This window comes from Shewanella sp. YLB-07 (genome assembly GCF_009377275.1).
This window is the reverse complement of the sequence record NZ_VOQB01000002.1, coordinates 434,993-448,614: the sequence shown is the minus strand read 5'-3', so window position 1 is coordinate 448,614 and position 13,622 is coordinate 434,993. Positions and strand designations below refer to the sequence as shown.

At 43.2% G+C, this 13,622-nt stretch carries 13 protein-coding genes; 8 read left to right on the top strand and 5 right to left on the bottom strand.

The window, feature by feature from the left end; genetic code table 11:
• The first annotated feature begins 194 nt into the window (after window positions 1–194).
• The 3 genes from FS373_RS05820 to FS373_RS05810 all read left to right on the top strand — a co-directional run bounded on the left by FS373_RS05820 (window position 195) and on the right by FS373_RS05810 (window position 2,312).
• Window positions 195–962 carry a ribonuclease H family protein gene (locus FS373_RS05820; RefSeq protein ID WP_144047370.1) on the top strand — a complete coding sequence of 256 codons (768 nt, stop codon included), beginning with the start codon at window positions 195–197 and terminating at the stop codon, window positions 960–962.
• A gap of 53 nt (window positions 963–1,015) precedes the next feature.
• Entirely contained in the window at window positions 1,016–1,648 is a 633-nt protein-coding gene (locus FS373_RS05815) for a sulfotransferase family protein (RefSeq protein WP_144047371.1), read from the top strand.
• Between the two features lie 91 nt (window positions 1,649–1,739).
• Window positions 1,740–2,312 carry a tRNA-(ms[2]io[6]A)-hydroxylase gene (locus FS373_RS05810; RefSeq protein ID WP_144047372.1) on the top strand — a complete coding sequence of 191 codons (573 nt, stop codon included), beginning with the start codon at window positions 1,740–1,742 and terminating at the stop codon, window positions 2,310–2,312.
• A 78-nt stretch (window positions 2,313–2,390) separates the two neighbouring features.
• Here FS373_RS05810 and FS373_RS05805 read toward each other — a convergent pair whose 3' ends face one another.
• A complete protein-coding gene (locus tag FS373_RS05805; protein ID WP_144047373.1) occupies window positions 2,391–3,293 on the bottom strand; it encodes a LysR family transcriptional regulator in 903 nt (300 codons plus the stop codon).
• Between the two features lie 143 nt (window positions 3,294–3,436).
• On the opposite strand from FS373_RS05805, the gene FS373_RS05800 reads away from it, so the two are divergent.
• Window positions 3,437–4,075 carry an NAD(P)-dependent oxidoreductase gene (locus tag FS373_RS05800; protein ID WP_152828923.1) on the top strand — a complete coding sequence of 213 codons (639 nt, stop codon included), beginning with the start codon at window positions 3,437–3,439 and terminating at the stop codon, window positions 4,073–4,075.
• A gap of 181 nt (window positions 4,076–4,256) precedes the next feature.
• Here the strand turns inward: FS373_RS05800 and FS373_RS05795 are convergent, their stop codons facing one another.
• Window positions 4,257–4,865 (bottom strand): short chain dehydrogenase, encoded by a 609-nt coding sequence (locus FS373_RS05795; RefSeq protein ID WP_152828922.1) that lies wholly within the window; start codon window positions 4,863–4,865, stop codon window positions 4,257–4,259.
• A gap of 191 nt (window positions 4,866–5,056) precedes the next feature.
• Here FS373_RS05795 and FS373_RS05790 point away from each other — a divergent pair, with 191 nt between their 5' ends.
• The 3 genes from FS373_RS05790 to FS373_RS05780 all read left to right on the top strand — a co-directional run bounded on the left by FS373_RS05790 (window position 5,057) and on the right by FS373_RS05780 (window position 7,622).
• Window positions 5,057–5,908, top strand: a complete 852-nt coding sequence (locus FS373_RS05790; RefSeq protein WP_144047375.1) for a LysR family transcriptional regulator — start codon at window positions 5,057–5,059, stop codon at window positions 5,906–5,908.
• 87 nt (window positions 5,909–5,995) lie between these two features.
• Window positions 5,996–6,760, top strand: a complete 765-nt coding sequence (locus FS373_RS05785; protein WP_152828921.1) for a helix-turn-helix transcriptional regulator — start codon at window positions 5,996–5,998, stop codon at window positions 6,758–6,760.
• Window positions 6,761–6,887: 127 nt separating this feature from the next.
• Window positions 6,888–7,622 carry a transglutaminase-like domain-containing protein gene (locus tag FS373_RS05780; protein ID WP_152828920.1) on the top strand — a complete coding sequence of 245 codons (735 nt, stop codon included), beginning with the start codon at window positions 6,888–6,890 and terminating at the stop codon, window positions 7,620–7,622.
• A 213-nt stretch (window positions 7,623–7,835) separates the two neighbouring features.
• Here FS373_RS05780 and FS373_RS05775 read toward each other — a convergent pair whose 3' ends face one another.
• Window positions 7,836–8,288 carry a hypothetical protein gene (locus FS373_RS05775; protein ID WP_144047378.1) on the bottom strand — a complete coding sequence of 151 codons (453 nt, stop codon included), beginning with the start codon at window positions 8,286–8,288 and terminating at the stop codon, window positions 7,836–7,838.
• A 903-nt stretch (window positions 8,289–9,191) separates the two neighbouring features.
• Here FS373_RS05775 and FS373_RS31415 point away from each other — a divergent pair.
• The gene (locus tag FS373_RS31415) at window positions 9,192–10,988 is read left to right on the top strand and encodes a phosphatidylinositol-specific phospholipase C domain-containing protein (protein WP_194165807.1); all 1,797 of its coding nucleotides are present in this window, start codon (window positions 9,192–9,194) and stop codon (window positions 10,986–10,988) included.
• A gap of 502 nt (window positions 10,989–11,490) precedes the next feature.
• On the opposite strand, the gene FS373_RS05765 is transcribed toward FS373_RS31415, so the two are convergent.
• Both FS373_RS05765 and kynA read right to left on the bottom strand, forming a co-directional pair.
• Window positions 11,491–12,678, bottom strand: coding sequence for a kynureninase (locus tag FS373_RS05765; RefSeq protein ID WP_152828919.1), 1,188 nt, complete (start codon window positions 12,676–12,678; stop codon window positions 11,491–11,493).
• A gap of 82 nt (window positions 12,679–12,760) precedes the next feature.
• On the bottom strand, window positions 12,761–13,606 hold the full coding sequence (gene kynA, locus FS373_RS05760) for a tryptophan 2,3-dioxygenase (protein WP_144047380.1): 846 nt from the start codon (window positions 13,604–13,606) through the stop codon (window positions 12,761–12,763).
• Between the last annotated feature and the right edge of the window lie 16 nt (window positions 13,607–13,622).

Here is a 13,622-nt window from a genome sequence, read left to right as displayed (position 1 = left end):
CACAGCTATTCTCATCAGAGTCAATCCAGCTCTTTAAGAGGATTAACCTTATCTACAAATAAAACTGGTATAAGATTGTACAAACGAGCTCAGTCTTATCGCTTCTATCCTCTGATTAGGTGACTTTTGCGCTAGGTAACCGTAGTATTTGCCAGAATATACTTTCTTCTATACAGCAAATTTAAGAGTATCAAATGGCTAAAAAGTTTTATGTGGTTTGGGTCGGGCGCGAAACAGGGATTTTTACCACTTGGGATGAAGCCAAGCGTCAGGTCGATAAATTCCCTAAGGCCAAATACAAATCTTTCAAGACAAAATCCGAGGCCGATGCCGCATTTTCAAGAGGCGCATCGAGTGCCTACGCCGCTAAGCCAGCTAGCTCATCTAGCGCAAGCAAGAGTCAAAAAGCTCCGACAGCTAAAACATCAGCTTCTAACGCTGACTATGATGTGGTGATCTATACCGATGGTGGCTGTGAGCCAAACCCGGGTAAAGCAGGATCTGGCGTTGCCGTGTATAAAGATAATGAGTTGTCTGAACTCTGGTACGGGCTATATAACAGCTATGGCACCAACAACTCAGCCGAGTTAAATGCATTGCATCAGGCGCTATTAATCGCAAAAGAGAACTTGGCAGCAGGTAAATCGGCACACATTCGCAGTGACTCCCAATACTCGATAAATTGCATCACCAATTGGGCCTATGGCTGGAAAACCAAAGGCTGGAAACGCAAAACTGCCGGTGACATCAAAAACCTGGATGTCATTCAGGCATCACATGCCCTGTATGACGAGCTTAAAGAAAAACTGGTTATCTCCCATGTTGCGGCCCATATAGGCATAGAAGGTAACGAGTTAGCCGACAGAATGTCTATCTATGCCATAGATAAAAAAGATACAGAGTTTTGCCGCTATCCTAAGCCGATAGTGCTTGCTGAGATTTTAAGTTTACGCACGGGGTAATACCCCTTTCCAACAGCCAGGTCGACAATCGAATCTTAAAGAGCAACAATCAAGTGACAGAGCAGAAAGTATTTATCATAGGCCTACCGAGAACGGCCACCACCAGCGTCTGTGTCGCCACCCTTTCTTTGGGGTTTAAAACCGCGCACACCGCCTACACCCAAAGAGCCATGGATGAGGCCCAGATCATCGCCGACACACCGATTTTTTGTGATTATCAGCAACTCGACAAAGTCTATCCAAATGCTAAGTTCGTTTACCTTACCCGAGAGTCGGATAAGTGGCTGCCTTCTATTCGCCAGTTGTTAGCGCGCATGTTTACCAACTTACAACGCAGTGACGGTGGTTTTAACCCGATATTAAAGCGTTGCTATAACGAGGTATTTGAACCGCTGACTTTAGATAATATTGCCAAAGACAGCTTCTTGCTTGAGTGTTATCAGCGTCATTACCAAGGCGCATTAGACTATTTTAACGGCCGAGAGCAAGACCTGCTGATTATAGATGTCGCTGATGCTGGAAACTTTCAACGGCTAGCCAACTTTTTAAGCATCACAGATATCGCCCCCTCGCAGAATTTTGAACATATCAATATTGGCGGTAAGGTCACAGCCTGGAAAAAGATAAAACATCCGTTGAAAATAGAAGCGACCGAGAAAGGTAAAATCGACAGCATTAAGCGATGAAGCAAGAGTCGACTGAAGCATACACTAGGTTAACGCTTTGCTACTTGGCCTAACTTAGGTAAAATGCCGTTTTTTCTCGCCGAGAGCACTTATGTTTGATTTGAAATACCACACGCCGTTTAAGTGGACCGAAAAGGTATTAGCCGATTTCGATACCTTTTTACAAGATCATGCTTCGGCAGAAAAGAAAGCATCGGGCATGGCCATGTCTATGTTGTCCCATTATCCTCAGCATAAAAAGCTAGCCCGTGCGATGACAGATCTGGCCCTCGAAGAGCTGATCCATTTCAAGCAAGTATTAAAGCTTATCCACGGCCGCGACAATGAACTGGGTCGAGATCAAAAAGATGAGTACATCACTCAGGTACGCAAACTTCATAGACACCCAAGCGATCAACTGTTTTTAGATCGCATGCTCATCGCCGGTGTCATCGAAGCCCGAGGTTTTGAGCGTTTCTCTCTCGTTGCCGAAGCACTCGAGCCAGGTAAAGAGAAAGACTTCTATGAAGCCATTGCTAAGTCGGAAGAGAAACATAAAGAAATGTTTGTCGAACTGGCTTATGAGTATTTCGATAAAGACTTGGTTGATACACGTTTAGAAGAACTGCTTGTCGATGAAGCCAAGATTTGTGAAAGCATTCCTTTCACCGCAGCACTGCATTAACCATTTTAATGTAAACAAGCCCCTTTCTAAGGGGCTTTTTATTGTCTGTTCCTAGCCAACAAGCATTAGCCAACAGGCCTAATCCACGGGCTCTAAGCGTTTAATGTCTTGTTGCCATTGCTCAGCAATAAAGTCGATAAACTGTCTCACTAGAGGTAGTTGATAACTGCGGGACAGATACACGGCCCACAGGGGACTACTGGGAAAGTAATAATCCAAGAGTATTGGTTGCAGCTGTTTAGCGGCAATGATTGGGTTAGCGAGATCGCAGGGTAACCTGACAACACCCTTGCCTCGGATAGCAGATCTAAGTAATAAACCCACATCATTACCTTGAATATTGCCTTTCACCTCAACCGAGAATTGTTGATTATCACGGATAAAGCGCCACTCAGACATGCCAAGATGCACTAAACAGTTATGCTTGGTTAGTTCAGCTGGCGATACGGGCTCGCCATGCAATTTGAGGTATTCTTCCGACGCGCACAGCACAGAATCAATCGAAAACAATTTACGTGCTATCAGGCTTTCATCGGGTTGCTGAGTATACCTAAGCGCTATATCGATGCGCTCGTCCACTAATTGCGAGTAAGTATCCGAGGCAAAAATATCTATGTTGACCAAGGGATGAAGCTCGGTAAAATCTTCCACTAAATCAATCAACATATTTTGTGAGAGTCCGATTGGCGCTGTAATTCGAATCGTTCCCGATAACTTATCTGCCTGAGACAAGGCCTCGAACTCCAATGCCGCGGTTTCATCTAAGATCCGCTCACAGCGCTTTAATGCCGCCTCCCCTGCATGGGTCAAACTCACCTTCCGAGTGGTGCGATGCAATAGCCTCAGCTTCAACCAAGACTCAAGGTCTTGTACATGGCGAGACACCTGCAGTCTGCTCAAGCTCAAATTATCAGCAGCCTGAGTGAAACTGGCAGTATTGGCCACCTCGACAAAACTTCGCATTGCAGTAAACCTATCCATCACACCCACCATTAGTATCTTACATAGATACAATCTACATCATTAATCGATATTTATCCCATATTCCCCTGCTAGTAGACTGCAATGGTTATCAAAACTAAATACTGATCTCGATTGGTATTAAACGAATAAGAGGATTTAAAATGAAAATTGCAGTCATAGGCGCATCGGGTTGGATTGGCAGCCATATCGTTACAGAAGCTAAAAACCGAGGCCATCAGGTTATCGCCTTAGTGCGGGACACAACTAAGATCACAGATACCGACATAGAAGCTCGCCGCTTCGATCTACTCAATAGCCAGGCAGATTTAGCCACAGCGGTAAAAGGCGCCGATGTGGTCATCTCGGCTATCGGCGGACGCGCAGCCGGTAACCATGGCATAGTCTCTAAAACGGCTGAGAAGTTACTATCCGAGCTGCCTCACGCTCACATTGAGCGACTATTATGGGTTGGCGGTGCAGGCTCTCTGGAAGTCGCGCCCAATGTTCAACTGGTAGATACCCCTGAATTTCCTGCAGAATATCACACAGAGTCAATTGAGATGGGTAAGGCTCTCGAGGTATTTCGCCAGAGTAATAGTCCAATTAACTGGACCTTTATCAGCCCGGCGGCGCTGATTTTCCCAGGAGAAAAACAAGCTCAATATCGTGTGGGGGGAGAACAGTTACTCACAGATGCAGAAGGCAATAGCAAGATTTCGGTGAGTGATTATGCACTGGCCATGATCGATGAAGTCGAGACAGGCAAGTATCCGCGGCAACGTATCGGGGTCGCCTATTAATAGATGATGATCATAAGAAAGACAAAAAGTCAGCGTGACAAATACACTGACCTTTTCACTCTTATCGATAACGAATTTCGTCAGCTAACGGCTACTGAGAAGTTAGTCTCGACAATATCGGTTCGCAGATGCTTTATCTGTTGCTATTCATCCGCATTCAAACAATCTTTTAGAGGCTGCATTACTCTTCTAGACCTGCGACGGCCTGATATACAGCACCATTTTTCTGTCCGCTAACACTGGCAACATAATAGGCAGCAAGCTCATCGGCTGGCATACCTGTACTGCTGTCCATACCCAGCATCTCCATCGTCTCTTTAACAAAGCTTGGGCTCACGACGTTAAGCCTTTTACCGTCGATTAACTCAAGTGCTGCAGCGCCAACGAAACCATTGACCGCCGCAGTCGCCATAGAGATAGCAGCCGTCCCTAGTGAAGGATTATCAGATGACTGACCCGAAGTTAAGGTAATAGAGCCCCCGTGATTAAGATATTCAAGCCCTATTCGTACCAGATTAACCTGCCCCATCACCTTACTGTCCAGCACAGTCTGGTAACCAGAATCAGGCATGTCCGCAAGACTCCCCATGGCGCCATTGCCCGCCATGCTCACTACGGCATCCACCATGCCCACCTGCTCAAACAAGGCTCGAATCGAGTCTTTGCTTTGAGTATCGACAGTAATATCACCTCGGCTATGGCCCACTGAGATAACATCATGATCCTTTGCTAAACGATTAACCACTGCCTTACCGATAATGCCGTTCGCACCAATTGCTAAAATTTTCATTGTTTTTGCTTCCTTCTAATTAGAGTCAATTCTTGTATATAGATTAAAATTCGATTTGTTGTCACCCATTCACCAAGCGAGTCTTCAATTCATATTTAATCGATGTCGCTGCTCGAATGAGATAACTTTAAGGCATCACCTGTTCACAAAAAAGCATAGCTTTTAGCACAAGATGGTCATATTATTAGACCATGGTGAATTTAGAACATCTTCAGGTTATCAATACCATCTGTGCAGAAGGCAGCTTTCAGAAAGCCAGCGAGAAACTGCATAAGGTGCGCTCGGCTGTGTCCTACTCAGTAAAACAGGTCGAGTCTTATTACGATATTCAGATCTTTAATCGTCAAACCTATCGACCTGAACTCACGGCAGACGGAAAACTCTTAATTGTAAAAATTAGGCAGCTACTCAAGCAGGCCAGTGATTTTGAAACCTACGTGAATGAGCTAAAGGGTGAGTGTGAGACAGAGTTACGCTTTGGGGTGAGCTCCAACTTCCCTCTGGATAGAATCACTGAGCTGCTGCTCGAATTGAAGCAAACGTTCCCGAGCACCACGATTCATCTGGAAATTGAAGTCGCATCAGGCGAGAGAATGTTACTGGATGAAAAGGTCGATATTGCAATCTATGGTGCCCCGTTTAAAAATAAAGCGGTGGACTATAACCTAATCGATACCATGAATATCCCTCTGCTAATATCTAAGCTGCTCCCCCTTAAAGATCTCAATAAAGTGACAGAAGATGAGCTTGCCGCTTATCCTCAGGTGATAGTCAAATCGACCGACAGTAAATCACCGGATACCAGTTTTATTGATGCTACTCTTAAGTGGTATGTCACCGACCTTCATACAAAAAAGACCTTAATCACTCAAGGTCTGGGCTGGGGACGACTGCCTGAACATCTGGTTAAGAAAGAGCTGGAAAGCGGGGACTTGATCACACTGGATACCTTAGGAGAGTTCAAACTTCCTATGTATGTCTCTAAACTAAAAAACAGAGCATTAGGGCCTGTCGCCCTTAAGATTTGGAATTATTTTCAATAGAATCACCTCTTCAAATGATGTTCAGAACATCACCCGGTTCTGTTTTATCTACATAGTTGGCTCATTGAGAAACAAGAGGAGATACAGATGCACCCAAGCGTTTGGCTCAAACCCGGCATATTAATCATTTATGGCTCGGCGCTCGATACTGCCCCCCATAAGCACCATGCGATTCAACTGATATTGCCAAGCCCAAACGCCTCTTATCAGCTAAATAATACAGCTGGAACTGGTGCGCTGGTGATCGATGCCGACGTGGAGCACCAACTTTCCATGGCATCTGGCTGGATACTCCTGATCGAACCTCTGAGCCATTGGGGGAAAGCCCTGCAAGAGAAGCTTGCTGGCCGCCCTACATGCGACATAGAGCAGCAATCATCCACTATGCCATCAATTGCAGGCAGCGACGACCAGCCCTTTCCCCTATTAACACCACTCTTTGAGCAGCTAGGTCTAGGCAGTTATCCCAACACATTCACCAGTCAGCCCACAGACAAACGTATACAGAGTCTGGTTTCGCAACTGGACAAGTGCATTAATGGCGATTGCGTTAAGCCCAGCAATTGGCGGGCTGCGCAGGTTGCAGAGCAACTAGCTCTATCTGAGAGTCGTTTTCTCCATCTATTTCGCGAGGAGATGGCCATAGCCTGGCGCCCCTACTTGCTATGGCGTCGAATGTTCTGCGCCATTAATGCCTTAAAACAAGGTAGCAATGCAACTCAGGCCGCTTACTTAGCAGGCTTTGCCGACAGTCCTCACTTAAGCCGGACATTTAAAAATAATTTCGGCATGACAATTCGCCAAGCATTAGCCCTACTCCAGCTTAAATCCTATTCCAACTTAAATAAATAAGCTAAATATCCAATCACCCAAACTACCGCTTATCCGATCAAGTTAGCCAGTTTATTCAATTTATCTGCAGCACTAGCTTCTAATATCGACTCATACCCAGCGTACAGATTTGATATTGGAGATACCCATGACAACAACAGCAAAGCAAAACGAGATAACTAAACAGCATCTACAAACCACTGCCATGTTAGATTTTAAGCATCCGAGTATTCAGAGCCTAGTCGATAAACGAGACTGGGCACAGCTGAGCCAATATGATGCTATCGGCGCAATATATACCTATGTCCGTGATGAGATTCAGTTCGGCTATAATGCCGATGACCGCTTATCTGCCAGCCAAGTATTAAAAGATGGCTACGGCCAGTGCAATACTAAAGGCACCTTGCTTATGGCACTGTTTCGGGCGGTAGGAATTCCCAGCCGTTTTCACGGTTTTACCATCTTTAACGAGCTCCAGCGCGGCGCTATTCCTAACTACCTATTTTCGATAGCACCAAAACGGATCATCCATAGTTGGGTGGAAGTAGAGCTAGATAATCGCTGGATAAACTTAGAGGGTTATATTATTGATAGTGACTACCTTGCCCAAGTACAGCAAAGTTTTGGTAAGCAGTGTCAGCAGTTTTCCGGCTTTGGTATTGCGACTAAAAGCCTATCAAACCCGGATATCGACTGGCGGGGTGAGGATACCTATATTCAAAGCGAGGGGATAGCCGATGATTTTGGTTTGTATATTCAACCCGATGATTTCTACAAGAGTTATGGCAGTAACCTATCAGGGATAAAGAAATTCCTATTTCGTTACCTGCTACGCCATTTGATGAATGCGAATGTTAACCGTATCCGAGCTAAAGGCATTTAAAACTAAATCACGTGACATTAGCCTAACGATCTAGAGTGTCGACATTCCAAGCGGGGATAGTCGACAGCTGATAACCCACTAGCCAATCCGCCTAGCAAGGTCTTCAACTACATTGAGTGCCTATTCCAGCTGAGCCTTGGTCACATAAGACGCGGGTCCAAATCTTAGTTGGTTGCCGCGACTGTCACACAAAATGCCTCTTTCAGCCAGTTGTTATACCCAGTCGCTCGCTTTGGCAGTGGTTAAAGATAAGAAGCCGGCATTGTTAGCCATAGTATGGGATGGCAGTGCTAGGCAGCCGTTACTGAGTCCCATGGCTTCACCTTGCCATAGTTGTGTTATCTGTTGCTGACTGATTTCCCTAAGCTTGGTGTCCGTGAGGTTCTGAGCTTCGAAGAAATCGAATACTTCTGCCGCGCGGTAATGACTCACAGGATCATAGGTTGAACCCGCAAAGGCACTCTGACCCGGACCAAACCCCACTTTGCCAGGAGCCTGGTCAAGTACATCAAACTCGGCATACCAAGCGGTAATAATAGGGCTGCCTTGATAGTTTTGCGGAATCCGCATCATGCAGTTACCCTCACCTGCTTGGCAGTACTTATAGCCACCAGCAACCACAGATGCCGACGCTAACTGCCACTCATTGAGATTGAAAGGCACCACATTCAGTGCATTCTCCCTCCTGAATATTCTTTACCGCGCTACTCAATTCATATCCCGCCAGCTTGAGCCACAGTTCGCCTGATGGATCACAATAAACAGCATCTCATCATGCTTTGTAGGATATTTTTCAGACGCATACATGACAGAGTCATTCGAAAATAACTTACGAACTATAAGCGCATCATGCTACTCGGAATATCGAAGAACTATATAGATACGTTCGCCCACAAATTGGGAGTTGGTATCTGAGGCTAGAATATCAACCTAAAGTGGCCACCCAGAAAATCTTTAACTAAATTTATTGGCATATTTTGCGCAAGTCATATTCATATTGGTTCAGCAGATCTAATCGTCCAGGATAACTTACCAGCCAGAGAAACACCTCAACTTCAAATGTTGAAACTCCTCTAAAATCTGTCACAGCGCTTGATTTCAATATCCCCAGCATAGGTCAAAACTCGCCTTTTCTTAAGGTGAGATTCAAAAATTTTCGTGTCAACCAAAACTCAGGATCTTGTACATGACGAAACACTTGCAGCCTACTCAGGTTCAAATTATCCACAGAGATTATGAAACGGAAACGTAATATTGTAAGGTGAATCGATGTTAGAGTTTTGAAGTATAAGCATACTGACCAATTGTATTTCCGAGACAATGAAAAGTTTAAACTTTAATTTTTATTGAATTACAATAAGCTACAATATGAATTAATTCCCATGCAGACACTAGGAGATATAATTCATTACACCTAACCTTTTTGTTTCCCAAATGTAATTAACATTGTCAACATACCCCCTAGCCAACTATCATAGTGAATTACACATTTTCGATAAAACCGAAACTAAACACATACCTGAACCCAATAACGATTTAAAAAAAACCATTAAAACCAGAGTCCATCAAATGAAAATATTGTTCTTTCTATTCTTTATATCCACTGCACCTTTGGCACATTATGATGATGCCTACCACCATAGTCGAGAAGACCTGCCGTATAAATCGACATGGATGATTGACATCCCAGAATCAAAATCAATATATGAAATATCTATCCCAGGAACTCATAGATCTGGAAATATCTATGGTGGCCCAATAAATAAAACGCAAACACTATCAATAACACAGCAGTTAAATTCAGGAATCCGTTTTTTGGATATAGAGCTTATACATAAATATGGTTCGTTCGTAGTTCCTGATGGGACGCTATTCCATGAAACTATGTTTGGTGAAATTCTAGATGAGGTTTCTTTGTTTTTGCTGCAGAACCCTTCTGAATTCATATTCATTAATGTGTCAGGATATGACAAACATAAAAATAAACATAACGACAGAAGCTTTAAAGACACATTCAATGACTATGTGAATCGATATTCAAATATAATTTGGAGTAATGATGGGATTATTCAAACAATCGAGAGTGCAAGAGGGAAAATTGTTTTTATTCAAGACTTGCCAAATGTAAAAAATAATAAATTTGGAGTACCCTACTCTTCGTTTGACACTCAAGATTCTAACTTTGTTTCCACAAATTGGAAGCTGTATAGCAAGTGGGAGAAAGTAAAGTCTCAACTCATAAAATCCGACATAGTAAAAAGTAAAACCATGAACTATTTAAATGCTTCAGGGGGGAGCTTTCCCTATTTTGTGGCTAGTGGTCATTCTAGCCCCGGTACTAATAGCCCTAGACTGGCGACTGGCTTAACGACTCCTTGGTGGAAACATTCTTATAAAGACTTCCCAAGGGTTAGTTGCTTCATAGGTTTTTGCACTATCGCTTTTGAAGGAACTAATGTATTAACAACTAATTGGATAGTAAAGCATCAACCTTCCTATACTGGCATTGTTGTTTCTGACTTCCCCGGAGTTAATTTGATTAACGCCGTAATTAACGCTAACTTTTCAACTCCCCCTCCCCCACCATTGGAAGATGCTCAAGTCGATTATATAACAGGAACAATTAATGGTAATGATGTTACATTTAATGTAAAACTCACAGCCCCAACAAGTCGCGAGAGAGTTTTATCTCTAAATTTCTCCAATGAAAATAACAGTGTTATTAATATCGATTTTAGTAGTTTATCTTATGTGAGTTATGATAAAGGACAAACTTGGCCTATAATTTTAGACATTGACAATACCGAAAACCTACTTATACCTGAGGGCATAAATGAAATAACCATAAGAGCATTAACTTTAATTGACAGTAGCATTGATGGAGATAAATTTATAACATTAAATGCTTGGTTAGATGAAATGCAACAAGACAAATCGAGTTATAGTATAGACATTAGTCGCTCTTACTCTGAAAATAGCATCATGATTAGCGATATGCTTACAGACAAACAAGTATTAATTGAAGGGGATTCGAATACTAGTCAAATTATATTTGATCAAGCTACTTACCGTAATACGCCTCTACACATTCAGCTCATCACTAACTCTGCACAAATCTGGAAGGACCTACATGCTGATGTAGAGCTAATTTACATAGATTTGACTAGCACATATCAATACGATATTAACTTAATAAATTTCAAAGTGTTAAACATACCTAAGGATGTAAGTAAGGTTAAAGTAACTTACTATACTTTAGATGATAACATTCCAGAATCTCAAGAAGTTTTTTATTTTTCAGCTTGGATTTCAGGAGATAAAGAAAATTCTTTCACCGCCGAAACAACTATAATAGACAATGACTAATGTAGATACTATAGCTAGTCTTGTTATATCTTTGAAAAGAATAATCTGAGGTGATTATTCTTAACGTTCTACAGGCCTAACATGTAGAGTCTTGGTTATCGATACTTTCTAGGTAACCAAGATTATTGCTAAGAACATAAAATACCTGAACAATAACAGAACTCATCGAGATTTATCAACAAAGCCAACTGACCATTATTTATTTGCTTCCAGCATAAACTCATGACTAAGATCCAGTCCGGAAATGTGTTTCTTTCTCGATGTAACGGTAATGAATTTGGAAATGAGATCTAAACAGATCCCCCTTGCGATAACCAAGATTAAACTAGCTATTAATACATACCTTAAACTATCATTTACAATAATCTAAAATTGGAATCTGATAACCCACTATCACATCAATATTGTGCTTAAGGGAGAGTCACTTTTAAGCGAGCAAAAAACTACACTGTATATATATGGCTTTGTTCTTTCTTCCACACTTTTGCGCATTGAACAATAGCTAGCCAATCCGCTTTGCTAGATCTTCAACCACATTGAGTGCCTGTTCCAGCTGAGCCTTGGTCACATAAGGCGCGGGTCCAAATCTTAGTTGGTTGCCGCGACTGTCACACAAGATGCCTCTTTCAGCCAGTTGTGATACCCAGTCGCTCGCTTTGGCAGTGGTTAAAGATAAGAAGCCTGCATTGTTAGCCATAGTATGGGATGGCAGTGCTAGGCAATCATTACTAAGTCCCATGGCTTCAATACCTTGCCATAGTTGTGTTATCTGTTGCTGACTGATCTCCCTAAGCTTGGTATCTGAAAGGTTCTGTGCTTCGAAGAAATCGAATACTTCTGCCCCGCGGTAATGACTCACAGGATCATAGGTTGAACCCGCAAAGGCACTCTGACCCGGGCCGAAGCCCACTTTGCCAGGAGCCTGGTCAAGTACATCAAACTCGGCAAACCAACCGGTAATAATGGGACTGCCCTGATAGTTATGCGGGATCCGCATCATGCAGTTACCTTCACCTGCTTGGCAGTACTTATAGCCACCAGCGACCACAAATGCCGAGTCTAATTGCCATAAACTGAGATTAAAGGGCACCACATTCAGTGCATGATAGGCATCCACTAAACAGGGAATATTCAAACTGGCAGCGGCTTTGGCGACGACTCCAACATCTTTGAAAATCTCACTGGTACCAAAAAATACCGCAGAAACCATAACAGCATCGGTTTTGTCATCTAGCTTGTCGATGATTCGTTCGGCTAAGCTAGCGCTTGGCTGTACTGGCACCACTTCAATTTCAATATTCAGCGCTTTTAAACGATTCAGCTGCCTACGCAGCGAGTGAAACTCACCATCTGTGGTAACGATTTTTATCGGCCTGTTAGCCGGTCGTTTAAAGCAGCTCAGATCCGACAAGAAGCGTAATAACAGCTCATGAGTAGAGGCGCCTAATGCGATCTGAGCATCGCGCTCACCCAGCAGCCTACGGTAAAAATCTCGTACTCTATCGGCCTTTTCAAAGGCGGCCTGCCACTTATCATCGATATGTTTTGCCGCATCATCGAAGCACTTAAGTAAGCCTTGCTTGGCTACATCCGGCCAGGCTTGATGTGAGTGTCCCGACAATAAAATACGTTCGCTAACCTTAAAATTTTCATAGTGAGGCTGCAGTGATAACGCGATATCCTGAGTCATGCTTTCTTCTCCAAATGCCGGTGCTGTTATTTTTATTGTTAATACAGATTAACAGTGCGTCTCTATCTGTATGAGTCAGTACCTATAGATGAGTTCTAAGCTCAAAAAGCTCTGGGAAGAAGCTGATATCCAGCGCTTTTTTCAAGAAGCCAACACCCGATGAGCCTCCTGTGCCCATCTTATTGCCTATGATCCGCTGCACCGTATACATATGCTTGAAGCGCCACTGCTGAAAACTATCTTCTATATCTATTAATTTTTCTGCTAACTCATAGAGTTGAAAATGTTCATCGGCATTTCTATACACGTTTAACCAAGCATTTAAAACCGAGTCATTGCTCTGATAGGCTTGACTGAAGTCTCTGGTTAGCACGTCTTCATCTATGACTAGGCCATTGTCATGCAATAACTTAATGGTGACATCGTAGAGACTGGGCGCCTCTAGGATCTGTTGCAGCTCCTGATGCACCACTGGGTCGCTTTCGTGAACCTTGAGCAGGGATGCATTTTTATTGCCCAGTAAAAATTCGACTTTACGATATCCATAGGACTGAAAACCGGAAGAATGCCCCAGCGCATCCCGAAATTTAAGATAATCCACCGGCGTCAAGGTCGACAAAATATTCCAGGACTGAGTCAGCTGATTAAGGATCTGCTTCACCCGAGAGATGACCTTGAAAGCATGGCCAAAATCTCCCTCCTGAATATTCTTCACCGCATTAGTGAGTTCATGTCCCGCCAACTTAAGCCATAGCTCACTCGCCTGATGAATAATGATAAACAACATCTCATCATGTTGATTAGATAAAGGCTGCTGCGCCGATAGCACCTGATTTAATTTCAGATAGTCGCCATAGGACATATCATCTTTAAAATCCGTATGGATATCATCTTCCATGGCCCGATAGTTATTGTGGGGACAGCTCATACTCGTAGCTCCAGTT

Excerpts from the sequence above, each read along its gene's own strand:
- FS373_RS31415 (WP_194165807.1), top strand. The coding sequence starts at position 9,192 with ATGAAAATATTGTTCTTTCTATTCTTTATATCCACTGCACCTTTGGCA.
- FS373_RS05810 (WP_144047372.1), top strand. The coding sequence starts at position 1,740 with ATGTTTGATTTGAAATACCACACGCCGTTTAAGTGGACCGAAAAGGTA.
- FS373_RS05785 (WP_152828921.1), top strand. The coding sequence starts at position 5,996 with ATGCACCCAAGCGTTTGGCTCAAACCCGGCATATTAATCATTTATGGC.
- FS373_RS05800 (WP_152828923.1), top strand. The coding sequence starts at position 3,437 with ATGAAAATTGCAGTCATAGGCGCATCGGGTTGGATTGGCAGCCATATC.
- FS373_RS05790 (WP_144047375.1), top strand. The coding sequence starts at position 5,057 with ATGGTGAATTTAGAACATCTTCAGGTTATCAATACCATCTGTGCAGAA.
- kynA (WP_144047380.1), bottom strand. The coding sequence starts at position 13,606 with ATGAGCTGTCCCCACAATAACTATCGGGCCATGGAAGATGATATCCAT.
- FS373_RS05820 (WP_144047370.1), top strand. The coding sequence starts at position 195 with ATGGCTAAAAAGTTTTATGTGGTTTGGGTCGGGCGCGAAACAGGGATT.
- FS373_RS05805 (WP_144047373.1), bottom strand. The coding sequence starts at position 3,293 with ATGGATAGGTTTACTGCAATGCGAAGTTTTGTCGAGGTGGCCAATACT.
- FS373_RS05765 (WP_152828919.1), bottom strand. The coding sequence starts at position 12,678 with ATGACTCAGGATATCGCGTTATCACTGCAGCCTCACTATGAAAATTTT.
- FS373_RS05780 (WP_152828920.1), top strand. The coding sequence starts at position 6,888 with ATGACAACAACAGCAAAGCAAAACGAGATAACTAAACAGCATCTACAA.
- FS373_RS05795 (WP_152828922.1), bottom strand. The coding sequence starts at position 4,865 with ATGAAAATTTTAGCAATTGGTGCGAACGGCATTATCGGTAAGGCAGTG.